We start from the raw sequence: 26042 nt of genomic DNA on the forward strand, positions 1-26042 counted from the left end.
GAGGACACTTTGTATGTAATTATGTAGGGGATTCTTATTTGGTTTTCAGTTCTGTTAACCAGTCGTGCGCTTTAAGATAGTAATCGGTGAGGCGCTTCTCAGCTGAACCTTCAGCCCATTCAGGACGATATGACCAGCCAGTAAGAGGTGGCAGACTGACCAGAATCGATTCGATCCGCCCGCCGGTTTGAAGGCCAAACAGCGTACCGCGGTCATAGACCAGATTGTATTCTACATAGCGGCCACGACGATACAGCTGAAAATCGCGCTGTGCCTGCGTGTATGCCTTGTTCTGGTTGCGCTTGAAAATAGGCAGAATAGCCTCTAAGTAGCCATTGCCTACAGCTTGTATATACTGGAAACAGGTCTCAAAATCCCACTGATTAAGATCATCAAAGAATAGGCCGCCCACCCCGCGCTGCTCGTCACGATGCTTCAGATAGAAATAATCATCACACCATTTTTTGTGTTCGGCATACACGTTGGCCCCAAAGGGTGCACACAGGTCATGTGCCGTCTGATGCCAAGATAAAATATCGTCATCATTGGGATAAAAGGGGGTTAAATCAAAACCGCCTCCAAACCACCAGATGGGATCCTGGCCTTCTTTTTCTGCCACAAATAAACGTACATTGGCATGTGAGGTTGGTACATTCGGGTTTTGAGGATGAATGACCAGCGATACCCCCATGGCCTGAGCCTTGGCGCCGGCAATATTCGGATGGCGTTCAGTCGCTGAAGCCGGCAGGTTGGATATATGAATGTGGGAAAACATTACCCCACCTTTTTCAATCACCGTGCCATCTTGTAAAACCCGGGAACGGCCACCGCCACCTTCAGGACGTTCCCAGTCATCAATCACAAATTCGGCACTACCGCCGCCAGCCCGTTCTTGCTGTTCAAGTGCTGCACAGATCCGAGCTTGCAGGTCGAGGAGAAATTCGCGAACGCGTTGAATATCCATAGATGTTGGATGCTGCATCAGAACCCTCATGAGGAGATTAAAAAGCTGTTTACATCAAACCATAAAATGACCTAAAAATTAAGGTGTTTTTCTCAATACTCCTTCTCTGCGGCCGACTCAACCTCAGCAAGAGGTCAGGCGGGGCCAGGCTCAAACCCGACCGGAGAGCTTGGTTGAATTCTTTTTTGATGCATCTCACAATAGCTGAGCACACTCATTTTTTCGGGCTTTATCTGCTCACAGGTGGACAGCATGTCGGTTCAGATGAAATCTCTTATTCAGAAATATAATGTTCCTGGTCCACGTTACACCAGCTATCCCACCGTACCATATTGGCAGGAACAGGATTTTTCCCTGGCCCGCTGGAAGCAGAGCTTAAAGCGGTCTTTTGACGAGTCGAATCAGTCAGAGGGCATTAGCCTGTATATTCATCTCCCTTTTTGTGAAAGCCTGTGTACCTTCTGTGGCTGCCATAAGCGTGTCACCAAGCGCCACGAAGTAGAGCAGCCTTATATTCAAGCCGTATTGAAAGAGTGGGCTCTGTATTGTGAATTGCTGCAAGATAAACCTCTTATTAAAGAAATTCATCTGGGGGGCGGTACGCCGACTTTCTTCTCAGTTGAGCATTTAACCCAGCTGATTCAGGGAATTTTACTCAAGGCGGACATTGCCGTAGGGCATGAGTTCAGTTTTGAAGGCCATCCCAACAATACCACGCGTGAGCATTTGCAAGGGTTGTATGATCTGGGTTTTCGCCGGGTCAGTTATGGTGTGCAGGACTATAATGCAACCGTACAAAAAGCCATCCATCGGATTCAGCCCTATGAAAATGTCAAGCAGGTCACTGAGTGGGCACGTGAGATTGGCTATAGCTCCATCTCGCATGATCTGGTCTTTGGCTTGCCTTTTCAGAGTCTGGACGATGTTTTAAATACCATCGGCCAGACCAACTCATTGCTACCGGATCGCCTGGCCTTGTATAGCTATGCCCATGTGCCATGGATTAAAGGCAATGGCCAGCGCGGCTTTAAAGATACTGATGTGCCCAAAGATGAACTCAAGCGCCAATGCTATGAAGAAGGCAAGAACAAGCTTCTGGCACAAGGCTATCATGAAATTGGCATGGATCACTTTGCTTTAAGCAGCGACAGCATGTACCAGTCTTTTCAAACAGGGACCTTACACCGCAACTTTATGGGCTATACCGCTTCCAAAACCCAGCTCATGATTGGACTGGGGATTTCCTCAATCAGTGACAGCTGGTATAGCTTTGCGCAAAACGTGAAAACGATCGAAGAATATTATGAATGTCTGGAACAGCATCAGATTCCGGTCTTTAAAGGACATATTCTGTCTCGGGAAGATCTGATCATTCGCCAGCATATTCTCAACCTGATGTGCAGCTTTAGTACTTCATGGGAAAATCCTGAACTGCAATTTGCTGAAATTGAGGAAGTGCTGGAGCAGCTTGAAGAAATGCAGCAGGATGAATTGATTAAAATAGCAGACGCATCAGTCACGATTTTGGAAAAAGGCAAACCTTTTGTCCGCAATATCTGTATGGCCTTTGATTTGCATTTAAAGCGCCGCATGCCGGAAAACCGGATTTTCTCGATGACGATTTAATCGCATCCTGATTTCGCGGGAGGAGAGATGAGGAAAACTTTCTTCAATGAAATAAACTTCCTCCCTTGGGAAAAGGGAGGAAGAGGGGATTCTTAACAGACGTTAAAAATCATCCTTCTGATACATATGTGCCATACGTTCATGCTTGGTTTTGAGATACTGCTCATTGAATGGATTCAAGCCTACTGTCAAGGGAACACGGTCAATTACTTGAATTCCTTGTGCTGTCAGCGCATCAATTTTAAGCGGATTGTTGGTGATCAGGCGTACTGCTTTCACTCCCAAATGATCCAACATAATGCTGCACATATCATATTGGCGTGCATCTGCCGGCAGATTGAGCATCAGGTTGGCATCGACCGTATCATGTCCCTGATCCTGCAAGGCATAGGCGCGAATCTTGTTGGTCAGGCCTATTCCACGTCCTTCCTGGCGCAGATATAAAATTACACCGCAGCCAACTTCATTAATCAGCTTGAGGGTGGCCTGCAGTTGCGGGCCACAGTCACATTTCAGGGAAGCAAAGGCATCACCGGTCAGACATTCTGAATGTACACGAACCAGGACTGGCTCATCAGTGGGTTCATCTAAACCCTTAGAGAGCGCAATATGTTCCTCTCCTGTCTTAGGGTCTTGAAAAACAGTAATTTTAAATTCACCATGAGCGGTCGGTAATCTTGACGTTGCGACAAATTCGATTGGCACAGCTGAACCCGTAAAATCCTAAAAAGTAACTAAAGTATAGCCTAATGATTAAACATTAGTAGAATTGCACAGGGGATTTTGTGGAGAACATTTTCTTTTTTTAAGAAAGCGAACGATAATAGTTGATAAATAGTGAGGTTATTCAGGATAATCGTAGCCTGCAAATTTTTTACCCCGATGAAATCATTGTGTAATAATGCGTCGCTAGAAGCGTAGCTGAATTGAAGCTGCTACAATTCAACTATATGATCGGGTACTCCCCATTGACCTCGCTTAGCATTTGCCAGGCTTTAGAAGGCTTTGCCATATATGTTGTATACAGAAATTCCAACTCAACGTCCTGTAACACCATTGCTAGATGGAATTGATCATCCTCAGCAACTGCGTGCACTTGAGCAAAGCCAGCTAGAGCAAGTGGCGGATGAGTTACGTCAATTCATTTTGTATGCTGCTGGGCAAAGTGGAGGGCATTTTGGTGCCAACCTCGGTGTAATTGAGCTGACTGTGGCTTTGCACTATTGCTTTCAGACGCCGCATGATCGCCTGATCTGGGATGTGGGTCATCAGGCCTATCCGCATAAAGCTTTGACCGGACGCCGGGAACAGTTGATCACGATTCGTGCCAAGGACGGTCTGGCTGCGTTTCCAGCCCGTGACGAATCCGAGTTTGATACCTTCGGGGTAGGCCACTCTTCCACCGCAATTTCTGCTGGCTTGGGCATGGCACTGGCACGTCGTTATCAGAATGATCCCTGTGAAGTGGTTTCAATTATTGGCGATGGTGCCATGACCGCAGGTATGGCCTTTGAAGCCATGAATGATGCGGTGGCACATCATGCCAACCTGATGGTTGTATTAAATGACAATGATATGTCAATTTCATGCAGTACGGGCGGTTTTGCCAAGCATCTTGCAGCAATCTGGGAGCGTGGTGAATTTGTCAATGTAACTGAAGAGGGTGAGGCCTATGTACAGCCACATCCAGAATGGCTGTATAACTCACGTTTGCACAGCGCGGCAACTGATGCCGCTGATAACCTGTTTAAAGCCATTGGTTTTGATTACTTTGGTCCTTATGATGGTCATGATGTCCAGCAACTGGTTCATGTATTTAATGCCCTGAAAAAGCGGACCGGACCACGTCTGATTCATGTCTACACCAAAAAAGGTAAAGGTTTTGCGCCTGCTGAATCGGATCAGATTAAATATCATGCCATTAGCAAACTGAATGCGGTCGCAGCAGTCAAGATGGCGCCCAAATATTCAGACGTATTCGGGCAATGGCTCTGTGATGAGGCCGCACAAGATAAACGCCTACTGGCTATTACTCCCGCCATGTGCGAAGGTTCAGGCATGGTCCAGTTTGCCAAAGACTATCCGGAACGTTTCTTTGATGTTGCCATTGCCGAGCAGCATGCGGTGACACTGGCGGCCGGTATGGCCTGTGAAGGTTTAAAACCGGTCGTCGCCATTTACTCGACGTTCTTGCAGCGCGGTTATGACCAGTTGGTGCATGACGTGGCCTTACAGAATCTGGATGTGACCTTTGGCATCGACCGGGCGGGGCTGGTCGGTGAAGATGGGCCGACACATGCCGGTGCCTATGATTATGCATATATGCGCACAATTCCAAATCTGGTGATTATGGCGCCTAAAGATGAAAATGAATGCCGTCAGATGTTGCATACGGCTTACCTTTATAATGGTCCGGCTGCGGTACGTTATCCACGTGGTAATGGGCTGGGGGTTGAAATCCAGCAAACTATGGTCGAGATGCCGATTGGTCAGGCAGAGGCTCTGCTCAGCCTGAACGAACAATCTGATGAGCATATTTCAATTCTGGCTTTCGGTAGTCGGGTCCAGGCAGCCCTAGAAGCAGCTCAGGCTTTTGCCAGTCGCTATGACGTTGGCGTACGTGTCATCAATATGCGTTTCATTAAGCCCTTAGATACCAGTATGCTGGATCAGCTTGCACACTCCACCAGTTTATTTGTTACTGTCGAAGAGCATGCGATCATGGGCGGTGCTGGTAGTGCAGTCAATGAATATCTGGCTGAAGCACAGATCGTGAAGCCAATGTTAAATCTGGGGCTGGACGATACCTTTATGGCACAGGCAACACATAGCCAGATGTTGCAACAAGCTGGACTTGATGCACAAGGTATTGAAAAATCCATTGCTCAGGCCTGGTCTAAACTGGCACAAAGCGTTCTATCCTAAGTATTTAAAAACTTTAGACACATTTTTTCCCAAAAAGCCCGAATATTTGCTAAAATATGCGGGCTTTTATGCATTATTCTTTATCAATATCTTCAAATTTGTAGTGGGTGTTCAATGGAACCTATGGTGGTGATGGCTGCGCGTGCGGCTCAATTAGTTGGTCAAGAGCTTTTAAAAGCGCATCAGAATCGTCATAAACTCGATCTGCAAGTCGAAGAAAAAGGCATTGATGGTCCGGTAACGCGTGTAGACCGTTATCTGGAACAGTTGACTATCGATACTCTACGTAAAAGCTATAAAAATCACAGTTTCCTTGGTGAAGAATTTGGCTATCAGGAAGGTAAAGGTCATGACGCTGACTGGTGTTGGGTGATTGATCCGCTGGATGGCACACTTAACTTTATCAACGGTTTTCCGCATTTCTGTATTTCTATTGCAGTTCAGCACAAAGGCGTGACTCAGCACGGCGTAATTTATGATCCGGTAAAAGATGAGTTGTTCTCTGCAAGCCGTGGTCGCGGTGCGATGCTGAATCAGCGCCGTATCCGTGTCAATATAAAAGACAGTCTGAATAATACTTTCTTGGCCGTAGGTCATGCTTACCGTGCCAAACGTAATGGTGAAGTTGTGTCTTATGCCAAGAACCATTTTGAATCATTGTTAAATGTGACCGAAGCGGGTGCTCAATACCGCCGTGCAGGTTCTGCGGCACTGGATCTGGCTTATGTGGCGGCTGGCCGTCTTGATGGGTATTTCGAGCTTGGCTTGAAACCTTGGGATATTGCAGCAGGTGAGCTGATTGTGAAAGAAGCGGGCGGTACTGTGGTGGATGCACGTGGCGGTAGCGACTCTATGGAAAATGGTCAGGTTTTGGCTTGCTCAATGAAGATGCTTAAACCGTTAATGCAAGCAGTTGTTCCTGCTTGGGGTGAAGCAGCCAAATAATCGGCTTTAATCGAATATGAAAAAAGGTATCTTTCGGGATGCCTTTTTTCTTGCAAATTATTCATTTGAGATTGCTTCTAAAATACTTTTGATTCATCTGTTTAGTCATAAGAGTTTAGGGGAAATTGGCCAAATGGAGAATAAGCTGCTTTTTTCACCTAAGCTAAGTTTCGGAAAATGATGAAAAAATTGACGGTTAAACAAAATAATACGAAAAGCGGATGACTTTATAAATTATCCTGCTATAATCTTGGCACGCACTTAATTTCTGTTCGTTACCTGAACATTTCTCTTCTTATCATTGTGTATGCGCGTGCGGTCCAAAGAGAGGACGATATCTCGCGCCCCAATCGCTAAAGCGATTCCTTCAGGTTATGCTTAATCATGCGTGCGTTATATCACATCGTCGTTACTCGGATCGCCGCTGAATCATCTCTTTTTCAGTGTTTATTGCTGTGCCGCTTTTTGTCGATGTCCATTTGACTTTATTTTTAATGGAGCACCCTATTTTCGGGTGAAATACTCTATGAGCAAAACTTTTGCTGAATTTTCTTTACACGAATCGTTACAACAAGCTCTACAAGGTTTAGGCTTTACTGCTCCGACTTCTGTACAAGAACAATCTATTCCCGCTGCACTTGAAGGCAAAGATCTTTTGGTATCTAGCCAGACAGGTTCGGGTAAGACAGCAGCGTTCCTTCTTCCAACGTTGAACGCACTTGCAAACGAAGATACCTTTGTACCATTCAAAGAACGTATGAAAGCGATCACTCAGCCTTCAATTCTGGTTCTTTGTCCTACACGTGAATTGGCTCAACAGGTGAGTCAGGATGCCATTGCACTTGTACGTCACATGAAAGGTGTGCGTATTGCTGCAATCATGGGTGGCATGCCATTTGGTAAACAAATCCAGCAGTTAAAAGGCGCACAAGTGGTTGTTGCAACCCCAGGTCGTTTACTGGATCTTGTTAACCGTCGTCAGCTCAAACTCGATAAAGTAAATGCTTTGATCGTAGACGAAGCAGACCGTATGCTGGATCTGGGCTTCTCTGAAGATCTGGAAGCAATTGGTGATTTGGCTGGAAATCGTGAGCAGACCTTAATGTTCTCTGCAACATTTGCTCCACGTATTATCACGCTTGCTGAACGTATGATGAATGATCCAGAGCGTATTGCGATTGAAACTGGTCACTCAACAAATACAGATATCACCCAGACTTTACACTGGACTGATGGTTTCGAGCATAAGAAAAAACTGTTAACACATTGGTTAAGCGAAGAAGATGTAGACCAGGCTGTGGTATTTGCATCAACTCAAGAAGACACCGACATGCTGGCTGAAGAGCTTTCTGAAGCAGGTCTGTCAGTTGTTGCACTACACGGTGCCATGCCGCAAACTGTTCGTAACCGTCGTTTACGCAGCATCCGTGAAGGTCGTGCCAAGATTTTAGTAGCGACTGATGTTGCTGCTCGTGGTCTAGATGTACCAACAATTTCTCACGTAATCAACTTTGGTCTTCCAATGAAGAACGAAGATTATGTACACCGTATTGGTCGTACAGGCCGTGCGGGTCGTACCGGTAAGGCCATTACTTTGGCAACTTACCGTGAGCGTGGCAAGATCCGTGCTCTAGAAGACTTCCTTGATGCACGTTTAAATGTATCTGAAATTGAAGGTCTGGAGCCATCTCCACCTCCTGCACGCGGTAGCCGTGACGGTGGTCGTGGTCGTCGTGATGGCGGCGGTCGTGGTCGCGGTGGTTTCGGTGGCGGTCGTCGTTTTGAAGGCGAAAGCAATTTCAAGCGTCGTGAAGGTGGTGATGACCGTCCACGCCGTAGCTTTGATGATAAACCTCGTGGCGAACGTCCAGCATTTGGCGAAGATCGTCCACGTCGTGACTTCAACAGTGATCGTCCGCGTCGTGAAGGTGGCTTTGCTGACCGTCCACGTCGTGACTTCAATGAAGATCGTCCACGCCGCGAATTTAATAATGACCGTCCACGTCGTGAATTCAATGGTGAAGACCGTCCGCGCCGCGAGTTCAACAATGACCGTCCACGTCGTGAATTTGGTGACCGTCCTCGTACTGATAATAACGATGATAACCGCGGTAACCGTGTAGATTACAAACCACGTCGTGAAGGTGCTTTCAATGACCGTCCAAAACGTGAATTTGGTGACCGTCCAGCACGTTCATTTGGCGATGATCGTCCAAAGCGTAATTTTGGTGACCGTCCAGCGCGTTCATTCGCTGATGATCGTCCAAAGCGTGATGCAGGTGATCGCCCAGTACGTCGTAACTTTGATGACAAGCCACGTGGTGAACGTTCATTTGGTGGCGAGAGCCAACCACGTCGTAAATTCAATGACTAATTGAATCTGACCTAAAAAAACCAGCGGAAACGCTGGTTTTTTTATGCCTATCTTTTTACTTATTTCAATTAAAATGTATACTGAGTCAAATTTATTATAACTTGTGATAATTGAAGAATAGGAAGATTCGGATGTTACGTTTTACTGTGCTTGAGCTACTAATGCCTTATCTCGCATTGGCTTTGGTTTTGTGTAATATTATTTTTTATCTCTATTATTTTTTTAATTGACGAGACTCTGTTAGAATCCAGCCTGATAAAATTTTTCATTCTAAGAAATAGACCTGACAGTAGACCGTATTGCTTTTCATAACCTTGACCCTTCTTTTGCAAATGCTAATATTTTGAACTTTGTTTCTTTATCGTACGCATGCTGAAAAAATGCAGGAATCCACTCAACTATGGAAAATCAAACAGCGCAAACTATGCCTTCTCTGATTGAAGTAAAGAATTTAAGCTTCAAGCGCGGGGAACGTGTGATTTATGAAGATGTGAGCCTCAGCATTCGTCGCGGACAGATTACCGCTATTATGGGTCCATCCGGGACCGGTAAAACAACATTATTGCGCTTGATTGGTGGCCAGTTGACGCCAGATCAGGGGCAAGTCCTGCTCGATGGGCGGGATATTGCTCAGATGTCGCGATCCGAGCTTTTTTCGGCGCGTGCGCGTATGGGTATGCTCTTCCAGAGTGGGGCCTTGTTTACTGACATGAGTGTCTATGAAAACGTAGCCTTTCCAATCCGTGCTCATACTAAATTACCTGAACATCTGATTGCTGAAATTGTAGCGCTGAAACTGGAGTCTGTGGGTTTACGTGGCGCTGAGCAGATGATGCCTTCAGAGTTGTCTGGTGGGATGAATCGTCGGGTGGCACTGGCAAGAGCTATTGCGCTGGATCCGGAGCTGATCATGTATGACGAGCCATTTGCCGGCCAAGATCCAATTGTGATGGGGGTTCTGACCCGCTTGATCCGCTCATTACGTGAAGCACTGGATTTAACGACCATTATTGTTTCGCATGATGTGGCAGAAACCTTATCGATTGCCGATTATATCTATGTAGTGGCAGAAGGAAAAATCCAGGGGGAGGGCACACCGGCAGAGCTGAAAGCCCATCCTTCTGCTTTTGTTCAGCAGTTCCTGACCGGAGCCGTCGCAGGGCCTGTGGATTATCAGTTCAGCCATAAACCCTATTTAAATGATGAGGTGCGTTCATGAATGCTATCGCCCAGCTGGGGAGACGTGTGATTGAGCGTGTCCGCGGTATAGGGGTTGCGGCCCTGATGCTGTTGCAGATTCTGTTTTCCATGCCCACCTGGATCGGTGTCAAACTGTTTATTTACCAGATGTATCGGGTAGGCGTATTATCGCTGCTGATTATTGTGGTGTCCGGTCTGTTTATTGGGGCGGTACTGGGCTTGCAGATGTATACCATTCTGGCGACTTTTGGCAGTGAGGCCATGCTGGGTACCGCAGTTGCTTTGACTTTGTTGCGTGAATTGGCACCTGTGGTTGCAGCCTTGCTGTTTGCCGGACGAGCGGGTTCTGCCCTGACTGCAGAAATTGGCCTGATGAAAGCCACTGAACAGTTATCCAGTATGGAAATGATTGGTGTTGATCCACTCAAAAGAGTGATTTCACCGCGTTTATGGGCGGGGATTTTCAGCCTGCCAATGCTGGCCGTGATTTTTGCTGCTGTCGGAATTATGGGGGGCAAAATGGTCGGAGTGGACTTTTTGGGGGCAGATGAAGGCGCCTACTGGAGTGGAATGGAAAATACGGTGCAATTCTATAAAGATATTTTGAATGGCACTATTATTAAAAGTTTTGTATTCGCATTAATCTGTACCTGGATTGCGGTATATCAGGGCTATGCCTGTGAGCCAACTTCGGAAGGTATTGCAACTTCTACAACGCGTACAGTGGTGTATTCTTCATTGTGCGTTTTAGGCTTTGATTTCGTGTTGACTGCGGTCATGTTCGGAGGTATTTAATGAAATCACGTACAAGTGAGCTGGCCGTTGGTGTTTTTGTCATTCTGTTTGGTATTGCACTGTTTTTCCTGGCCATGCGTGTCAGTGGACTGGTAGGAACCAATATCGCGGACAGCTATAAAATGACGGCGACCTTTGAAAATGTCAATGGAATCAAGCCGCGTGCCAAAGTGGCGTTAAGTGGTGTCAAAGTCGGCCAGGTCGATGAGATTACGCTTGATCCGGTAACCCGTTTAGCCACTGTACATATGACACTGGATGGCTCCCTGACAACCTTTAATGCTGAGCAGCTGAAACAGGTCCAGCAAGAAGCATTAGAAGAGTTACGTTATAGTTCCGATTATACGGCCGCAGATCCTGCTCAACAAAAAACAATGGAAAAGCAACTGTTAGATAACATGAAATCCATCACTAATATTGATGAAGATGCTTATATTATGGTAGCAACCAATGGTTTATTGGGTGAAAAGTATTTAAAAATCATCCCAGGTGGCGGTCTGAACTATCTCAAACGTGGTGATCAGATTGCCAATACCCAAGGCACCATGGAAATTGAAGACCTAGTGACGAAGTTTATTACCGGTGGTGCCGGCAAATCGTCAGATAACCCGGAAGATGCTGCATTTTCAGGAACAACCGATGCAGAACCTGCATTTGTTGAATAGTAAATTGAGGAGATTCGAGTGAAGACTCTAGTAAAACAAACGCTTGCCGTGAGCATTCTTTCCACCATGATGACCGGTACTGTGTTTGCTGCACCGTCTGAAACGCCGCCTGCATTTATCAAAAAAGTGGCAGATGGCTTGATTGAACGCCTCAAAGCTGATCATGCCAAATTGCAGAATAATCCTGCGTTGGTAAAAACGATTATCCGTCAAAATCTTGATCCGTATATTGATTCACAGTCTTTCACCCGTATTGTGATGGGAACTTATGCAACCAACCAGTACAGTACTGCGGCGCAGCGTGCACAGTTTGAGAAAAACTTCCGTGAAACTTTAATTGTGAATTATGGTACGGCGTTCTCCAAGTTCAGTAATCAGACCTATAACATCCGTCCATACAAAGCCAGCAATAGCAAAAACCCGGTAGTGACGATTGATTTTAATAACAATGGCGAGAAAATTCCGGTGGCTTTCCAGCTGGTGGATAAAGGTTCGCAATGGAAAATCCGTAACATCAACGTTTCTGGTATTGATCTGGGTCTTCAGTTCCGTAACCAGTTTGCGGCCACTGTAAAACGTAATGGCGGTAATCTGGATAAGGCCATTGCCAACTTCAAGCCGGATGCAGAAGCAGCAATTGACAAGAAATAACAAGATAGGTGAGCTGTGATCCAATTCAATGATCAGGAATTGCAGGTGTCAGGTCAAATTAATTATGAAAATGCGCAGGACTATTATCAAAAAGGTCTGCGCGTGATTCAGGCACAAAGCCAGTTTCCGCTGGTGGTGAATCTGGCCGCACTGGAACATGGCAGTACCTTGGCTCTGGCGGTTCTAGTCCGTTGGTTACGTCAGACCCCACAGGCGCAAGGACTTCAGTTTAAGGCAGTGCCTGCCAAAATGATGAAGATCATTCAAGCCTGTCATTTGCAGGATGATTTGCAGATCATCAATTAAAAAAAAGCACCGATGGGTGCTTTTTTATTTTTATAGAATTGAATGTATGAGGTTCCCTCTCCTGATAGGAGAGGGCTAGGGAGAGGTAAATTATTCATAACCCTCTCTAACTCTCTCCCATAGGGAGAGAGGATTGCAACGTCCTTTAAATCCACTTCTTCCATCTAAAGTAAATTAATGGGCCAATCAGAAAACCAATCAGAATGATGCTGACCATCACAAAGCTCATCGTTCCTTGAGCGAAAGGCAGTACATCGGTGTTCATACCGTAGATACTGGCAATCAGCATCGGAGGTGCCAGCATACTCGGTAAAATCGAGAAGCGACGAATGGTGTCATTCTGTTCAGTATTAATAAATCCGGAGGTGGTGTCCAGCAGGAAGCGGACTTTCTGGAACAGGAACGCATCATGTTCGACCAGCGAGCGCACATCTTCACTCAACTCGCGAATATCTGCATCGTAAATATGACTGCCCAATGCTCGGGGACGGGACAGAAAGGTCAGCACTCGCCGTAAATCAATTAAACAGAGCTGCGCTTTTCCAAGCATATCTTCCAGCTGGGCCAGACGGGTAATCATGTCATCCAGATCCAGAATCTGTTCCCGATGCCGGTTATTCAGGACTTCGGTGGAATATTTTTCCAGGTCTTTATGTACATCTTCCAGAATATCGGCCAGCTCATCCAGCTTGGCTTCCAGCAGGCCAAGCAGAATCCAGGTCGGATCGTTGTAGTCGATTTCATAATCATTACGGCGTGCACGCGCCCGGAAGGCCCGGAAAGCAACCAGTTTTTCACCCCGTAAGGTGAATAGCCGCTCCTTGTGCAGGATGAAAGCCACAGTCTGAACTGTTGCCAGAATGCTGGCTTCATCTTCATGTTCACTTTCGAGCTGATAATTTTTATTTTTCGTTAAAAAATAGGTACTGACATGCAAAATACCGTCATCATCACGGTAAAATCGGGCACTTGAAGAAATATCTTCCAGCGATTTTAAAGTCGGCAGGTTTTGCCCATAGGCGTCCAGGATCCATTGTTGCTCTTCCTGTGAAGGTGCAATTAAATCGACCCAGACTAATTCCGAATGCAGGTCGAAATCACCATTGATGGTGGCATCTTCTAAGCTACCGCGCCCTGTGGCATAAAAAGCTTCAAGCATGCTCTCTTTTCTCCCCTGCGCAGTATGTAAATCTGAATGGAGGTATTTTAGACAAGGAATTAAATAAAAACACTGATTGTAGGGTTATTTTTGAAAAAAAACTGTCAGAGCACACTCTGGTACACTATTCGCTTAATGGAATGATGAAAATGATGAATTCTATCGCAATTTTTTGTGGTTCAGCCTTAGGCTCAGAACCGCGTTATGCACAAATTGCCGAACAGGTCGGACAGACATTGGCCACACGACAGCAAATGCTCGTCTATGGCGGTGGCCGGTCGGGCTTGATGGGTGTGGTTGCAGACAGTGCCTTGGCTGCTGGGGGTAAAGTTACGGGTGTCATTCCACGGGCACTGGTCAACCGTGAGCTGGCGCATCCGGATATTACCCAGCTGTTTGTGGTAGACAACATGCATGAGCGTAAAACCAAAATGTCTGAGCTGGCCCAGGGGTTTATTGCCATTCCGGGTGGGGCGGGAACACTGGAAGAAATCTTTGAGCAGTGGACCTGGGCACAGCTGGGTATTCATCAGAAACCCTGTGCATTTTTAAATGTAGATGGTTTTTATGACGACCTGCTCAAGTTTATCCGAATGACCACAGAGCAAGGATTTACCAAGGCACGTTTTACCGATGCATTAATTGTCAGTGATCATCTTGAGGATATTTTAGAGCAGTTTGAAAGCTATCGGTCGCCTGAAGCAAAATGGGGTATGGTTGATCAAACCGATCTTGTAAAATAGCGCTCTTTCTTTGATTCGCACCAGATCCATGAACACAATTACAGTGGCAGCAGCTATCATTTTAAATTCAAGCCAGCAGTTGCTGGTGGTTCGCAAGCAGGGAACAGACTGTTTTATGCAGGTGGGTGGAAAGCTGGAGCCGGATGAAGCGCCTGAACAAACCCTGTTACGGGAAATTCAGGAAGAAATTGGCTGTCAGGCGCAAATACAGCAATGTATAGGACGCTTTGAAACACTGGCCGCCAATGAGCCTGATCATCAGCTCATCAGTTATGTCTATCTGGTTGAGCTGGCTACTGAGCCGCATATTAAGGCTGAAATTGTTGAGATGAAATGGGTAGACGTAGGGCAGAAGGATGTCCAGTTGGCTCCGTTGACGACAGAAATTGTCATACCTTGGGTAAAAGAATATCTGTTGGTATCCGTGTGATTGAGATTACATTCTGGCGCCAGCCAGACAAGCTGCATAAATATGCTGGCACCCCAGCTCTTTGAGTTTGTGGCTTAAAGCACGCACCGAGCTGCCCGTTGTAACGACATCATCAATGATCAGGACTTTCCGGTAGCGTATTGTTGAAGAAGTTACGATTTGGAACTGCGCTTCAATATCTTCCATGCGTTCCAGACGGCTTAAACCTTTTTGTGAATGCTGTTTCATACGCTGAACAGGCTGCCAGAGCGGCACATTGAGTTGTCGGGCTACCTGCTTGGCCAGTAATAAAGACTGGTTATAGCCGCGTTCGACCAGACGTTCTGTAGAGATCGGCATCGGCACCACAGCACTGACTTTTGGGAAATTCAAACTCAGCAGGGCACCGGCCAAAAGCGGCTCCAGATGCAGCTTTTGCTCATATTTAAATAACTGGATTAAGCGATCCATCGGATAGGCATAATCACAGGCCACCTGAAACAGGATGTCCTGACGTTGAATGGTCTGATGAGCCCACGGTAACTGCTGCCAGCAATCCTGGCAGACAGAATGCAGGGCTTGATGGTCCGTGTGGCATAACTGGCAGGGCTGTAAACGGTTCAGCCAGTGCTTGCCCTGTTGCAGTATATTAAACATAGGCATAGCGCGGTGCCTCGGGAAGCCAGCGTTTGAGCAAGGCTGCTGCCTGTTTTGGATAATCTTTCAGCATTTGCTGGGCCACATAGTGTGCCTGACCCAGCAGATGATCATCACGCTCCAGTTTAGCCACCCGAAAGCCCATATCACCTGTCTGCTTGGTTCCCAGTAATTCTCCCGGACCACGTAATTCCAGATCTTTTTCAGCAATCATAAAGCCGTCATTGGTTTCTCGCATGATGCGCAGGCGTTCCTGACCATTTTGTGACAGGGGATGCTTATAGAGCAGGGCACAGAAGCTGGCTTTGGCACCGCGACCAACCCGGCCACGCAGCTGATGCAGTTGTGACAGACCCAGGCGTTCAGCATTTTCAATGACCATAATTGACGCATTCGGAACATCGACTCCGACCTCAATTACGGTAGTGGCAATTAACAGCTGTAGTTCATTCTGTTTAAACTGCTGCATCACGGCCTGTTTTTCATCGGCTTTCATCTTGCCATGCACCAGGCCGATATTCAGCTCCGGAAAACGCTCCTTAATTTCGGCAAAAGTCGCTTCGGCGGCTTGGGCATCCAGCGTTTCCGACTGTTCCACCAGTGTGCAGACCCAATAGGCTTGTTTATCTTCGGCGCAGTTACTTACAATGCGCTGTAAAACCTCCTCACGCCGGTCAAGTGGAATGGTCACGGTCTGAACCGGAGTACGGCCCGGTGGCAGTTCATCAATGACTGAAGTATCCAGATCACCATAGGCCGACATGGCAAGGGTACGTGGAATCGGGGTGGCAGTCATCACCAGCTGATGCGGAGACATGCCATCCAGTCCTTTGTTTCTTAGCGCCAGACGTTGATCCACTCCAAAACGGTGCTGCTCGTCAATAATCACCAGGCCGAGTTTGGCAAACTCGACATTTTCCTGAAACAGCGCATGAGTCCCGACCACGAGATGCGTGCTACCCTCCCGGATCAGCTGTTCGGAGGCTGCACGGGCTTTGCCTTTTTGCTTGCCAGAGAGCCAGGAGACAGTCAGCCCCAGTGGCTCAAACCAGCGCTTAAAATTCAGATAATGCTGCTCAGCCAGAATTTCAGTCGGTGCCATCAAGGCCACCTGCCAGCCTTCTTCCAGGGCATGACAGGCCGCCACTCCAGCAACCAGGGTTTTTCCGGCGCCAACATCGCCCTGAACCAGACGCAACATCGGTTTGTTTTGTTTCAGGTCGTGGGCAATCTCTTTCGATACCCGCTTTTGTGCGCCGGTCATTGCAAAGGGCAGACTGGCCAAAAGCTGCTTGGCATAAGTTTTACTGGGTGCAAATGAAGGGGCTTCAATCTGCTGGAGAAAAGAACGTCGGGTCAGCAAACTAATTTGATGTGCGACCAGTTCTTCAAAAATCAGCCGCTGCTGTGCCGGATGTGAACCTTGGCTGAGCTGCACCATATTGGCATTCAGTGGCGGATGATGAATATATTCCAGTGCCTGCTTGAGATCATAGCCATTGCTAAATTTCTGTGGTAACAGCTCGGGCAAATCATCACTGTGCAGTTCCAGTGCCTGCTTGATGTATTCACGCAGTTTGGGCTGGGTCAGTCCTTCAGTCGATGGATAGATGGCGGTGAGCTGGGTATGGGGCAGAGGGGTGTGTTCAGTAATGACCTGCAGTTCCGGATGATACATTTCCAGACCACGCGCACCGACCCGAACTTCGCCAAATACTCTTAAGCGATTACCCAGCTTGCAGCGGTCGGTAATTCCTTTATAGATATGATAAAAACGCAAGGTCACTTTACCAGAATCATCGTCCAGTAGAATCGCCATCGACTTGCGTTTGCCGGGTGGAAAATCCACTCCTTTGACTGTGCCTTCCAGCAAATAGCTGCGTCCCACGTTTAATTGATTCATGGGAATGATCGTGCTACGGTCTTCATAATCGCGTGGCAGATGAAAAAGCAAATCATCAGTATTCAAGATATTCAGTTTTTCGAGTAAAGCAGCGGCGGCATTGCCAACGCCTTGTAACTGATGGACTGCGGCCATGTCTCCTCAACCTGGTCTGTGATTCGGTGTTTAATGCATATTTTATTTATTGGTTATGGTAAAATATCCGAGCGGGTAGCTAAACAATTATTTGAACAAGGTCATCAAATTAGCACAGTTAGCCAAAGTCCCAAAACAGATTCATTTGCAACTCATCTGATGCAGGATGTACATACACTGGATTTAACAGCAGTTGCACCAATTGACTGGGTCTATGTCTTACTGAGTTCAAGACAAAGGGCGGTTGAAGGTTATCAGCAGACCTATCTGGATTCGGTTCAGCCCATTGTGGCAGCCTTGAACATGCATCCAGTCAAACGCATGGTGGTGGTTTCATCGACTCGGGTGTATGGACAAAATGCCGGCGAAAGCGTGGATGATGACACTGCAATCCATCCCCAGGATGCTCAGGGCAAAATTTTGCAGCAGATGGAGCAGGCTTATCTTGCCGCCTATCCTGAGCAATGTACGATTATCCGTCCCAGCGGGATTTATGGCACTTCGGTCAGGCGGATGCAACACATGGCTGCATCCATGACCCATTATCCGAATCTGCACTGGTCGAACCGGATTCATATTGAAGATCTGGCACGGTTCCTTGCTCACTTGATTCACGTGGAACATCCTGATTCTTCTTATATTGTGACCAATAACCAGCCTCAGCTTTTAGCTGAAGTATTGCAATGGTTCCAGCAGCAGATGCAGATTCCTTTGCTTCAGGTGGAAAGTCACAAGGTGACAGGCAAAAAGCTGTATGCAACCCGAATGCAGAAAACTGGATTTAGATTCAACCATCCGGACTGTTTTCAGGATTATCTGGAGTTGATGAAGTAAGCTTTCCCTCTTTCTGTTAAGAAAGGAATTAAACACTCACTCTTGTTGGAGAGGGGTCAGGGAGCCAAGATTTAATCATAGTGAACATCTGGCAGCGAACTGCATCCTTCCTAAAATAAAAGAGAGGCAAATGGCCTCTCTTTTATTTAAAACTTACTTTTTCTTCTTGCGTCTGGCACGTTTTTTGGCCTGTTCAGCCGCAACCGCATCCAGTACTTCTTTCAGCTCTTCATCGGTAAAGGCGGTGATGTGATGTAGCATCTGGAGCTTCACGTCATCCAATACCAGATTGGCATATTGCGCCACATTGGTCAGCTGTTCATCATAGACAATGGCATTGTCTGCATTGGTACTGAGATAGCCTTTCTGGGTCAGCACTTTAATAAAGCTTTGGAACAGGGCCTTATCAAAGAATTCTGGCGAATTGAATTCATACAGTACGGACAGACGCTGACCGACCAAATGACTCAGTTCCTCTACCTGACGGGTCGAGATATTGCCTGAACCACGCTGGGTGATTAGGGCTAGCGTCATATAATAGCGTTCCAGACTTTGTGTCACCGGTGCCGTCAAAACTTCCAGTTGATGATAGGCTTCAGTATTTGGTGCAGGGGCCACCAGATTTTCGCCTTCTTCAGCAATCAGTTTGCTGGCAATTAAGGCGTCAATATAGGCATTGACCTGTTCCTGAATTTTATCTTCTGCCCATTTCAGGAACAGCTCGGCTTTCAGGAATGGATAAAGCGTACTGCTGACATTGATTACGTCCTTACGGCGAATCGTACCGTTATGTTCAACCAGCGCTGCAATCAAGGATGGCAATACAAAGGCATGTACGATGTTGTTACGGAAATAGGTTAACAATACAGCCTGATTATCTTCAATTGCAATAATATCGCCAAGCACATGTTTCACGCGTTTGACCAGTTTCAGTTTCATGGCATAAGCCACGATTTCTTTACCTGAAAGTGGTGTGACCTGCATGCGCTCATCATATGGCAAGGCAATCAGCAGATTACGGTAGGTATCCAGCTGCTTGATACAGACTTCTTCATCCAGCGTGTGTTTTGGCGTTGCCAGCAAGATCAACGACAGCAATGAAACCGGGTTAATGACGACGGCACTATTGATATTTTCCAGAATTGCCTGAGCAGAACTATTGACGGCTTCAGATACAGCAGTTGGAATTGGATCATCATTCTTGGCAATCTGAATATTTTCCGCACCATGCTGTTTCAGCATGTCATCCAGAAACACCGGTTCACCAAAGTTTAGATGCACCTTGCCAAAAATACGTTCAATTTTGCGTAAAGTTTTTAGAATACCAAAAATAGATTCAGCTTCTTTTTCTTTCCCGTTCATTTCACCGACATAGGTGCCGCCTTCCATGAGACGTTCATAGCCAATATAGGTCGGCAGGAAGACAATCGGTTTGGCCTTGCCACGTAAATGACCGTGTACCGTCATGGCCAGCATACCGGTTTTTGGCGGAAGCAGACGGCCTGTGCGTGAACGGCCACCTTCAATAAAATATTCCAGGGGGGTATTACGTGACAGGATGCTGTACAAATATTCCTTAAACACAGTGGTATACAGGGCATTACCACGGAAAGTCCGGCGGATGAAGAATGCACCGCCACCACGTAGAATCTGACCCACAAATGGCATATTCAGGTTGTCGCCCGCAGCAATATAAGGCACCATCAGGCCACGTTTATAAATGACATAAGACAGAAGCAGATAGTCGATATGGCTGCGGTGACATGGCGTATAGACAATTTCATAGTCCTTGGCCAGTTCACGCACGGTGCTGAAGTTATGCACTTCGACGCCGTCATAAAGCTGGGTCCATAAACGGGTCAGAGCCTTGTCTGCAAAACGCACGGTTGAGTGCGAATAATCCGATACAATTTCATTTAAATAGCCAATTGCACGGCGCTCCGCTTCAAGCATTGAAATCTTGCTGCGGATACTTTCGTTCAGGATCGCTGCCTGTACATCGGTCGATTTAATCAGGCCATGCATGACATTACGTCGATCTGACAGATCTGGCCCGAGTACCACTTCACGCTGCGCGTCCAGATAATCGTTCAGGTTGCAGACGATATACGTGGCCGGCGATAAATTCGGATGGGTTTCTTTGGCAAAGTCAATCATGGCACGCAAGGACTTCGGCTCATGAAACTCTAAATAAGACTGACGACCGTGCAGGCCGATATTGACCAGCTGTTTTACCCGGCTTGGAGTCGACCAGGTATCGGTAAATAACAGTTTAAACCAAGAATCTTCTTTTTCAGGCTCACGTCCCCACAGCACCGTGACCGGAATTAGTTCGACATCCAGTTCCGGATGTTTTTCCAGTGCCTCAATCAGACGTAGCAGACGTGGCGGAAAAGCATGCGCTGGGGCGCTGAGTAAATTATTATCATCATGATACTGCAGGAACAGCAGCGAGGTTTTTTCTTTGAGTTCACCGAGCTCGAGTGAATCCAGAGCCGGCGGTATTTTCAGACGACGGGTCTCAGCATCCACGACCAGCGCATTACTGCGAGAGTGATTCTGTAACACGTAGCAGATGATTTTCTGTGATGCCGGGGCGGTCTGGTCAGTGGCTGGAGCAGTCACTTCACTTGGTACTTCCCCGAGAACCTGAGGGGTTACCACCAGATCAAGCAGCTTGCTTGAAAGCTTGCGGTAGATTTGACCAAAGCCATTCTTGGACATAGTTACTCCTAATTTACTGACCAAAACTACTAGACTTCTGAAGAGGAATGATTGTGTATGATTCTTTATAGAAACGATATGTCATTTTGAACACATTCAGCAGAAGCCGTGCAATTTTAGCGCGAAATTCAAGGTATTTCCTAGTAGCTTGTGCAATTGATATGACAGGACAGTCAAGCAATCTTTAGGGTTTTGGTCTGAATTTATGGCAGAATATTCCAGTTTATTTGTATACATGTGTATTTTTACTGGGGAATTTCCCCGCCATCGAATAGGTTACCTATGAATGCCTTAACCCAGGAACTGGTCGAGCTGCTCAGCTTAGAAAAGTTAGAAGAAAATATTTTTCGTGGAATTAGCCGCAATCTGGTCGGCAAGCGTGTGTTCGGTGGGCAGGTCTTGGGTCAGGCCTTGCGTGCGGCCTCTTATACCACAGACCGTCCAGCGCATTCTCTGCATGCCTACTTTCTGTTTGGTGGCGATGTTAACGCTCCGATCATCTATGAGGTTGACCGTATTCGTGATGGCAAGAGTTTTGTCAGCCGCCAGGTGCGTGCAATCCAGCATGGCCGGATCATTTTTATGTGTATGGTGTCTTTTGCCCAGCAGGAAGAAGGGCTGAACTATCAGATTTCAGAGCCTGAATATCCGCCAGCGGAAAGCCTGAAAAATGAAGTGACCTTGGTCCAGCAGATGATTGAGTTTATTCCGGAAAATGTCCGTGCTTCTTTTACCCGTGAACGTCATGTCGAAATTCGTCCGGTCAATCCGCAAAATCCGTTTCAGCCCCAGCCTGAAGCACCTTCTTATGCACACTATATCCGTACCCATGACCGGATTGCAGCAGAAGTCGATGACATCTCCCTGCATCAGGCTATTGCGGCGTTCTATTCTGACTTTACCTTGATGACCACGGCGCTACGTCCGCATGGCCTGAGCTATCTATCTCCAAGCTTGCAGTGTGCGAGTATTGACCATGCCATGTATTTTCATAAGCCCTTCCGGGTAGATGAATGGATGCTCTATGACATGGAGGCAACGCAAAGTGCCAGTTCACGCGGCCTGAACTTTGGACGGATGTGGCAAAATGGCGAGCTGGTCTGTAGTACCACTCAGGAAGGCCTGATTCGTTTACGTGAAATTGAAACCCAGTAAATCAGTATATAAACCTACATCAAGCCGGACTCCAGATCCGGCTTGATGCTTTTTTAGAGAGGGGTGTTTATAAAAAATTACTCGATTCTCTAGTTCTTGCGTGGCATAGTGCCGCTTAAGATCAATATTAAAAATGCACGTAAAATGAGCTTGAATACGCAGATTTTAATTGCCGCCGTCTTGGGGGTAGGGTTTGGATTTTTACTGACTTTATTTCCAGAAATCCCGTTTTTCAATATTAGCCTGTACGCAATCAGCATTGCGAGTAGCATCTTTATTGGTCTGCTTAAAATGATCCTGATCCCGCTGATTTTTACCTCAATTGTGGTTGGAGTCTCCAACCTGCAAGCCGGCGGGCAGCTCAGCAGGACCTGGAAAATCACATTGATGTGCTGTGTCACGACCACCACTTTAGCACTGATTCTGGGACTCACTTGTGCACATTTATTTGAGGTGGGCAAGGGTGTAGATGTGGTGATGTTTCAAGATGCCATGGTACAGCATAAAACGCCGGATACCTTGACACCGTCCTCCTTTTTCACCAATTTTATTCAAAATACCCTGATTAATCCTTTTAAGGCCTTTGCAGATGGCAATGTGCTGGCAGTGGTGGTATTTGCCTTGTTTATCGGGGTGGCGCTGGTGGCAGGAGGTGACCGCTTTCGTACCGTGCGTAAACTCAGTCATCAGTTTTTTGACATCATGATGTTAATGATTGGCTGGGTAATGAAACTGGCGCCGATAGGAATTTTTGCCTTATTGGCCAAACTGATTGCAACCGAAGATATTTCTGTGCTCAGCCGTCTGGCCGAGTTTGCGGCAGTGGTGACTGGAACTACGATTTTTCATGGTGTAGTGGTGCTGCCACTTCTGTTGTGGTTCTTCGGGAAAATGGACCCGTTGACTTTCTTTAAGGGCACCCGTAGCGCTCTGATCACTGCTTTTGCCACCAGTTCCAGTTCTGCCACCATGCCGCTCTCTTTAAAATGTGCACAGGAAAATTTAGGGGTACGCCCACAAACAGCCGGCTTTGTTATCCCTTTAGGCACTCAGTTGAATATGGATGGCACGGCCTTATATGAGGCAGCAGCAGCATTGTTTATTGCTAACCTGATGGGGCTAGACCTGAGTTTGGGGCAGCAGCTGATTGTCTGTGCCACGGCAATGATTGCCTCTTTAGGTGCACCAGGTATTCCTAGTGCCGGAATGGTAACCATGATTATGGTGCTGCAATCCGTGGGGCTGCCTGCCGAAGCGATTGCGATTCTGTTACCGATCGACCGTCTGCTGGATACAGTGCGTACCGTGGTCAATGTACAGGGTGACATGATGATCAGCGTGGTGGTCGATCGTTATACCCGTGAGCCACAACAGACTTAGTCCACTTCCGAACTGGGGGGTTAAACATGATTTTCAGGAGCTAGCTTCCAGATCCTGCACATACACTGTATAACCCTCGTAAGCGCTTGGCTTGTGCAGCTCTGATAATTTTGGCGCCGGTATTTTCTGCCTGAGCCATTGCTTGACCGACCTTCAGAGGATTATAGATTTTTTGTCCCCAGCTCATGTGTGTGGGGCATATTGCACTCAGCGTCAGTCCAGTTATCCTGTTGAATGCTGCTTTGCGGCCATAAAGCCAGTTTTAAACCTGATTGCAGTTCAATAAATGCCGCAGCGTCCTAACCAAATTCCTCACCGATGACGCCTTCACTGCTTAAACTCAAGCCTTCACGATAAAAATCCAAGGCTGCCGCCAGGTCGCGCCCTGCAAATTTAATGACGGAAATGCAGGCGTGCACACGCCGTATTTCTTGTTATTTCCATATACTGCGAACAAATTAAAAGCAGGGCATTGACCCTGCTGGGTAGGCATTATTGTATCGTGCGGCTTAAGTGATGAATGGGGGGATTATGCCACTTTCAGCTGTGTTGCACGTTTGGCTGCCGGGGAGGATGCCAGATAAGCAATCGCATCTTCAGTTTTGGCTTCGTGCAGTGGATCGTACCATGGCATCAGATATCCCAGCTGCTGTGAGATGAGCCAAAATGGACTGGGTATTAAATTATTGTTACGTTGTGCAATCGCATACCATTCACGCCAGATCCACGGCTTGTATACGGCCGGGCGGATCGCTTTAAAGCGGGGGTCTTGTTTCATCAGATGGGCAGTGCCATCAACCCACAGGCCAATTACGGCCGCAATCACAATGATGCTGAGGTAATAACGGGCAATATAACCGCCACCTAAATGACGGTATAAATCAAAGGCGACAGTACGATGTTCAATTTCCTCTGCACCGTGCCATTTAATCAGATCCAGCATGGCTGGGTCTGCTCCCAGTTTCTGCCATTCCTGATTATACAGGGCATATTTACCCAGTACGCAGGTCATGTGTTCCACCGTGGCGATAATGCCGAGGCGAAATAAATCCCATTGATGTTCAAGTAATGAAGGAATCTTTAGGCCTAAAGGCTGGTCGGCCAGTAATCGGCTAAACAGGAAATTCATGACATTGAGGTTGCGCTGGATATCAATATTGCGCACGGTTAAATATTCATAATTGGCAGAGTTATGCGCTTGAGCATGCATTGCTTCTTGGCGGATAAAGGCTTGCACATCCTGTTTCAGTTTTTCATCACGAATTTGGGGCAAAACTTTATTATACAGGCGACAAAACCAGAATTCGCCAGCAGGTAAAATCATATTAATTTCATTGATGAAATAGCTTACATAAGGCTGCTGTGGAATCCAGTCCACGGGCGTGTCTTGCCATTCAAATTTTACTTTACGTGGCTGAATATAATAGCTGATAGATGAGCCGAGTTTAGAGTTTTTTAAACGGGAGAAAAGTTTCATCATACTGTCCTTATTGTTTTAACGTGTAATGCTCTACATGCGGTAAAAATCAGTATGAAAAAAATATCCCGCATTGTGATTAGCAATACGGGACATTGAAATATCAATTAATGATGAATTTGGGGGGATTATCCTGATTAATCGGCTTGTCGGCTTTCATCCGTCGCATCATCGGCAATTTGAGCCTCTGATTCATCTTCTTCTATACACATCGATTCTTGTGGTTCATCCAGTTCATCGGCTACCGCGTCAGGAATGCTGTCCAGGTCAAACTCAACGGTCTGATCCAGCGTGAAATTCAGGCGACCCCCCATCACACTGGCCAGTTCTTCCAGACCTTGCTTATTGAGGGAAGAGAACAGCTGAATCGAAAAGTCCAGCTTCATTTTTTTCAGCTTGGCTTTCACTTCTTGCAGGACTTTAGAGGCTGGACCACGATTCAGTTTGTCAGATTTGGTCAATAACACATGCACGAACAGTTTACGTGAATAGGCCCATTCCAGCATCATGATGTCAAAGTGCTGCAGAGGGTGACGGATGTCCATCAATAACACCAGACCTTGCAGGCTCTGGCGATGAATCAGGTAATTTTCCAGCTCTTTTTGCCATACGATCTTCATGGCTTCTGGTACGGCGGCATAGCCATAGCCGGGTAAGTCAACCAGGCGCTGATCTGGATTACCCAGACTAAAGAAGTTGATCATCTGGGTGCGCCCCGGCTTTTTCGATGCACGTGCCAGCTGCTTCTGGTTGGTCAAGGCATTAATCGCGCTCGACTTCCCTGCATTTGAACGGCCTGCAAAAGCCACTTCATACCCCGTATCTTCTACACACAGGCTCAGCTTGGGTGCGCTCATTAAGAATTCAGCTTTACGCAACCAGTTCAGTGCGCGCACAGAGTACTCAGTAATCGCAGGATCTACTTTTTTTTCATAGCTGATCTTTTGCTTTGGGGCATTCGATGCCTTACTGTTTTTCGACTTTCCTCTGCTGTGATGCATGGCTCAACTTCAAT

The 26042-nt window shown here is 46.8% G+C and carries 22 protein-coding genes; 14 read left to right on the forward strand and 8 right to left on the reverse strand.

Annotation, left to right across the window (positions count from 1 at the left end; all coding sequences use genetic code 11):
• Positions 1-34 precede the first annotated feature (34 nt).
• Positions 35-982: an oxygen-dependent coproporphyrinogen oxidase gene (gene hemF / locus NI467_RS00880; RefSeq protein ID WP_253150401.1), complete on the reverse strand. Its 948-nt coding sequence runs from the start codon at positions 980-982 to the stop codon at positions 35-37.
• A 234-nt stretch (positions 983-1216) separates the two neighbouring features.
• Between hemF and hemN the strand changes: the two genes are divergently transcribed.
• Positions 1217-2590 (forward strand): oxygen-independent coproporphyrinogen III oxidase, encoded by a 1374-nt coding sequence (gene hemN / locus NI467_RS00885; RefSeq protein ID WP_253150403.1) that lies wholly within the window; start codon positions 1217-1219, stop codon positions 2588-2590.
• A 102-nt stretch (positions 2591-2692) separates the two neighbouring features.
• Here hemN and ribA read toward each other — a convergent pair whose 3' ends face one another.
• Entirely contained in the window at positions 2693-3295 is a 603-nt protein-coding gene (ribA, locus tag NI467_RS00890) for a GTP cyclohydrolase II (RefSeq protein WP_151205278.1), read from the reverse strand.
• A gap of 309 nt (positions 3296-3604) precedes the next feature.
• On the opposite strand from ribA, the gene dxs reads away from it, so the two are divergent.
• The 8 genes from dxs to NI467_RS00930 all read left to right on the forward strand — a co-directional run bounded on the left by dxs (position 3605) and on the right by NI467_RS00930 (position 12451).
• On the forward strand, positions 3605-5515 hold the full coding sequence (gene dxs / locus NI467_RS00895) for a 1-deoxy-D-xylulose-5-phosphate synthase (protein WP_253150424.1): 1911 nt from the start codon (positions 3605-3607) through the stop codon (positions 5513-5515).
• A 114-nt stretch (positions 5516-5629) separates the two neighbouring features.
• Positions 5630-6460 (forward strand): inositol monophosphatase family protein, encoded by an 831-nt coding sequence (locus NI467_RS00900; RefSeq protein WP_151205620.1) that lies wholly within the window; start codon positions 5630-5632, stop codon positions 6458-6460.
• A 526-nt stretch (positions 6461-6986) separates the two neighbouring features.
• Positions 6987-8834, forward strand: a complete 1848-nt coding sequence (locus NI467_RS00905) for a DEAD/DEAH box helicase (protein WP_151206719.1) — start codon at positions 6987-6989, stop codon at positions 8832-8834.
• Between the two features lie 400 nt (positions 8835-9234).
• Positions 9235-10053: an ABC transporter ATP-binding protein gene (locus tag NI467_RS00910; RefSeq protein ID WP_151205496.1), complete on the forward strand. Its 819-nt coding sequence runs from the start codon at positions 9235-9237 to the stop codon at positions 10051-10053.
• Positions 10050-10829, forward strand: a complete 780-nt coding sequence (gene mlaE, locus NI467_RS00915; RefSeq protein WP_174660291.1) for a lipid asymmetry maintenance ABC transporter permease subunit MlaE — start codon at positions 10050-10052, stop codon at positions 10827-10829. Before NI467_RS00910 ends, mlaE begins: the two co-directional genes overlap by 4 nt.
• Entirely contained in the window at positions 10829-11494 is a 666-nt protein-coding gene (locus tag NI467_RS00920; protein WP_253150426.1) for an outer membrane lipid asymmetry maintenance protein MlaD, read from the forward strand. The genes mlaE and NI467_RS00920 overlap by 1 nt, the downstream gene beginning before the upstream one ends.
• 18 nt (positions 11495-11512) lie before the next feature.
• Positions 11513-12145, forward strand: a complete 633-nt coding sequence (locus NI467_RS00925; RefSeq protein WP_151205493.1) for a phospholipid-binding protein MlaC — start codon at positions 11513-11515, stop codon at positions 12143-12145.
• Between the two features lie 15 nt (positions 12146-12160).
• Positions 12161-12451, forward strand: coding sequence for a lipid asymmetry maintenance protein MlaB (locus NI467_RS00930; RefSeq protein WP_151205492.1), 291 nt, complete (start codon positions 12161-12163; stop codon positions 12449-12451).
• Positions 12452-12596: 145 nt separating this feature from the next.
• Here NI467_RS00930 and NI467_RS00935 read toward each other — a convergent pair whose 3' ends face one another.
• Entirely contained in the window at positions 12597-13610 is a 1014-nt protein-coding gene (locus tag NI467_RS00935; RefSeq protein WP_253150428.1) for a CorA family divalent cation transporter, read from the reverse strand.
• A gap of 152 nt (positions 13611-13762) precedes the next feature.
• On the opposite strand from NI467_RS00935, the gene NI467_RS00940 reads away from it, so the two are divergent.
• Together NI467_RS00940 and NI467_RS00945 are read left to right on the forward strand one after the other, a co-directional pair.
• Positions 13763-14353, forward strand: a complete 591-nt coding sequence (locus tag NI467_RS00940) for a TIGR00730 family Rossman fold protein (RefSeq protein WP_253150506.1) — start codon at positions 13763-13765, stop codon at positions 14351-14353.
• Positions 14354-14381: 28 nt separating this feature from the next.
• A complete protein-coding gene (locus tag NI467_RS00945; RefSeq protein ID WP_253150430.1) occupies positions 14382-14783 on the forward strand; it encodes an NUDIX domain-containing protein in 402 nt (133 codons plus the stop codon).
• Positions 14784-14789: 6 nt separating this feature from the next.
• Here NI467_RS00945 and NI467_RS00950 read toward each other — a convergent pair whose 3' ends face one another.
• Together NI467_RS00950 and recG are read right to left on the reverse strand one after the other, a co-directional pair.
• Positions 14790-15425 carry a ComF family protein gene (locus tag NI467_RS00950; protein ID WP_253150432.1) on the reverse strand — a complete coding sequence of 212 codons (636 nt, stop codon included), beginning with the start codon at positions 15423-15425 and terminating at the stop codon, positions 14790-14792.
• The gene (gene recG / locus NI467_RS00955) at positions 15412-17457 is read right to left on the reverse strand and encodes an ATP-dependent DNA helicase RecG (protein ID WP_174660286.1); all 2046 of its coding nucleotides are present in this window, start codon (positions 17455-17457) and stop codon (positions 15412-15414) included. Before recG ends, NI467_RS00950 begins: the two co-directional genes overlap by 14 nt.
• A gap of 33 nt (positions 17458-17490) precedes the next feature.
• Between recG and NI467_RS00960 the strand changes: the two genes are divergently transcribed.
• Positions 17491-18291: an NAD(P)H-binding protein gene (locus NI467_RS00960; protein WP_253150433.1), complete on the forward strand. Its 801-nt coding sequence runs from the start codon at positions 17491-17493 to the stop codon at positions 18289-18291.
• Positions 18292-18444: 153 nt separating this feature from the next.
• Here NI467_RS00960 and plsB read toward each other — a convergent pair whose 3' ends face one another.
• Positions 18445-21015 (reverse strand): glycerol-3-phosphate 1-O-acyltransferase PlsB, encoded by a 2571-nt coding sequence (plsB, locus tag NI467_RS00965; RefSeq protein ID WP_253150435.1) that lies wholly within the window; start codon positions 21013-21015, stop codon positions 18445-18447.
• Between the two features lie 282 nt (positions 21016-21297).
• On the opposite strand from plsB, the gene NI467_RS00970 reads away from it, so the two are divergent.
• On the forward strand, positions 21298-22170 hold the full coding sequence (locus NI467_RS00970) for an acyl-CoA thioesterase II (protein ID WP_253150437.1): 873 nt from the start codon (positions 21298-21300) through the stop codon (positions 22168-22170).
• Positions 22171-22314: 144 nt separating this feature from the next.
• Positions 22315-23550, forward strand: coding sequence for a dicarboxylate/amino acid:cation symporter (locus NI467_RS00975; protein ID WP_253150439.1), 1236 nt, complete (start codon positions 22315-22317; stop codon positions 23548-23550).
• 529 nt (positions 23551-24079) lie between these two features.
• Here the strand turns inward: NI467_RS00975 and NI467_RS00980 are convergent.
• Positions 24080-25027, reverse strand: a complete 948-nt coding sequence (locus NI467_RS00980; protein ID WP_253150441.1) for a metal-dependent hydrolase — start codon at positions 25025-25027, stop codon at positions 24080-24082.
• Positions 25028-25164: 137 nt separating this feature from the next.
• The gene (gene yihA, locus NI467_RS00985) at positions 25165-26028 is read right to left on the reverse strand and encodes a ribosome biogenesis GTP-binding protein YihA/YsxC (protein ID WP_151203995.1); all 864 of its coding nucleotides are present in this window, start codon (positions 26026-26028) and stop codon (positions 25165-25167) included.
• Positions 26029-26042 lie beyond the last annotated feature (14 nt).

This window comes from Acinetobacter sp. S4397-1, assembly GCF_024129285.1.
Classification (GTDB): Bacteria; Pseudomonadota; Gammaproteobacteria; order Pseudomonadales; family Moraxellaceae; genus Acinetobacter; species Acinetobacter lwoffii_C.

What these genes read in the sequence shown, in the direction of transcription:
- NI467_RS00920 (WP_253150426.1), top strand. Translation starts at nt 10,829, where the DNA reads ATGAAATCACGTACAAGTGAGCTGGCCGTTGGTGTTTTTGTCATTCTG.
- hemN (WP_253150403.1), top strand. Translation starts at nt 1,217, where the DNA reads ATGTCGGTTCAGATGAAATCTCTTATTCAGAAATATAATGTTCCTGGT.
- NI467_RS00950 (WP_253150432.1), bottom strand. Translation starts at nt 15,425, where the DNA reads ATGCCTATGTTTAATATACTGCAACAGGGCAAGCACTGGCTGAACCGT.
- NI467_RS00975 (WP_253150439.1), top strand. Translation starts at nt 22,315, where the DNA reads ATGAGCTTGAATACGCAGATTTTAATTGCCGCCGTCTTGGGGGTAGGG.
- hemF (WP_253150401.1), bottom strand. Translation starts at nt 982, where the DNA reads ATGCAGCATCCAACATCTATGGATATTCAACGCGTTCGCGAATTTCTC.
- plsB (WP_253150435.1), bottom strand. Translation starts at nt 21,015, where the DNA reads ATGTCCAAGAATGGCTTTGGTCAAATCTACCGCAAGCTTTCAAGCAAG.
- NI467_RS00935 (WP_253150428.1), bottom strand. Translation starts at nt 13,610, where the DNA reads ATGCTTGAAGCTTTTTATGCCACAGGGCGCGGTAGCTTAGAAGATGCC.
- mlaE (WP_174660291.1), top strand. Translation starts at nt 10,050, where the DNA reads ATGAATGCTATCGCCCAGCTGGGGAGACGTGTGATTGAGCGTGTCCGC.
- NI467_RS00980 (WP_253150441.1), bottom strand. Translation starts at nt 25,027, where the DNA reads ATGAAACTTTTCTCCCGTTTAAAAAACTCTAAACTCGGCTCATCTATC.
- NI467_RS00970 (WP_253150437.1), top strand. Translation starts at nt 21,298, where the DNA reads ATGAATGCCTTAACCCAGGAACTGGTCGAGCTGCTCAGCTTAGAAAAG.
- recG (WP_174660286.1), bottom strand. Translation starts at nt 17,457, where the DNA reads ATGGCCGCAGTCCATCAGTTACAAGGCGTTGGCAATGCCGCCGCTGCT.
- NI467_RS00905 (WP_151206719.1), top strand. Translation starts at nt 6,987, where the DNA reads ATGAGCAAAACTTTTGCTGAATTTTCTTTACACGAATCGTTACAACAA.
- NI467_RS00945 (WP_253150430.1), top strand. Translation starts at nt 14,382, where the DNA reads ATGAACACAATTACAGTGGCAGCAGCTATCATTTTAAATTCAAGCCAG.
- yihA (WP_151203995.1), bottom strand. Translation starts at nt 26,028, where the DNA reads ATGCATCACAGCAGAGGAAAGTCGAAAAACAGTAAGGCATCGAATGCC.
- NI467_RS00900 (WP_151205620.1), top strand. Translation starts at nt 5,630, where the DNA reads ATGGAACCTATGGTGGTGATGGCTGCGCGTGCGGCTCAATTAGTTGGT.
- NI467_RS00910 (WP_151205496.1), top strand. Translation starts at nt 9,235, where the DNA reads ATGGAAAATCAAACAGCGCAAACTATGCCTTCTCTGATTGAAGTAAAG.
- dxs (WP_253150424.1), top strand. Translation starts at nt 3,605, where the DNA reads ATGTTGTATACAGAAATTCCAACTCAACGTCCTGTAACACCATTGCTA.
- NI467_RS00940 (WP_253150506.1), top strand. Translation starts at nt 13,763, where the DNA reads ATGAATTCTATCGCAATTTTTTGTGGTTCAGCCTTAGGCTCAGAACCG.
- NI467_RS00960 (WP_253150433.1), top strand. Translation starts at nt 17,491, where the DNA reads ATGCATATTTTATTTATTGGTTATGGTAAAATATCCGAGCGGGTAGCT.